This is a genomic window from Cupriavidus sp. WS (assembly GCF_000395345.1).
GTDB classification, from domain to species: domain Bacteria; phylum Pseudomonadota; class Gammaproteobacteria; order Burkholderiales; family Burkholderiaceae; genus Cupriavidus; species Cupriavidus basilensis_B.
In genome coordinates, this window is sequence record NZ_AQPL01000124.1 from 1 (window position 1) to 1,082 (window position 1,082).

Consider the following 1,082-nt stretch of genomic DNA (forward strand, 5'->3'; position numbering starts at 1 on the left):
CCGGCCTGTCGCACCGCAGCCTGCTGGCCTCGGCCTGGGCGCAGGCGCGCCACACGCGCGCCGGCGAGCACGACCATGTGCAGATCGCCCTGCCCTTCAACCACGTGGGCGGTATCACCTGCGGCGTGCTGAGCTACCTGCTCGGCGGCGGCACCTGCGAACTGGTGCCGGTGTTCAAGGCCGACACCGTGCTGGCCATGATGCGCCGGCACCCGCCAACCATCTTCTCCGGCGTGCCGACGATGGCCACGCTGCTGCTGATGCATCCGGACGCCGCCGGCATGGACTTTTCCTCGGTGCGGCTGGTGATCGTGGGCGGCGCCACCGTGGACGCCGCCCTGCTCGAGAAGCTCCAGGCGCGCATGCCGCAGGCCGCCGTGATGAACCTGTATGGCCTGTCCGAAGCCTCGGGCGCCATCGTCATGACGCCGTGGGACGCCGCGCACGAAGACCTGATGGCGTCGATCGGCCGCGTCTTCGACACCGCCGAGGTGCGCGTGGTCACGCCGGCCGGCGAGATCGCCGCGCCCGGGGAAATCGGCGAGCTGTGCTTTCGCGGCGCCGGCGTGTGCGGCGGCTACATCGGTGGCGCCGGCGGCGCCGGCAATGCCGACGCCTTCGGCACTGATGGCTGGCTGCGCTCGGGCGACCTGGGCTGCGTGGACACGCGCGGCTACATCCAGCTCAAGGGCCGCAAGAAGGACATGTACATCCAGGGCGGCTTCAACGTCTACCCGGCCGAGATCGAAGGCGTGATCGCGCACCATCCCGCGGTGATGATGGTGGCCGGCATCGGCGTGCCGGACCCGGTGCTGGGCGAGATCGGGCGCTACTACATCGTGCCCAGGCCGGGCAGCGAGATCACGGAACAGGAGATCCGCGCCTATTGCGCGAGCCGCCTGGCCGACTACAAGGTGCCGCGCCAGGTGGTGGTGCGCGGCACGCTGCCGATGACGCCGGCCGGCAAGATCCACAAGGCGGCCTTGCGCGAGGAAAGCGCGGCGGGCTAGCTGGCCTTCGTTGGCCTTCATTGACGTTCACTGGCCAGCCGGCTAACCGACCACGACCCGCCGCTCGCCGAT

The 1,082-nt window shown here is 70.4% G+C and carries 1 protein-coding gene; it reads left to right on the forward strand.

Going from position 1 to position 1,082, the window contains the following annotated elements; translation table 11 throughout:
- On the forward strand, nucleotides 1-1,010 hold a 1,010-nt coding region (locus tag K206_RS0111410), incomplete at its 5' end, for a class I adenylate-forming enzyme family protein (protein ID WP_020202544.1).
- Nucleotides 1,011-1,082: the final 72 nt, after the last annotated feature.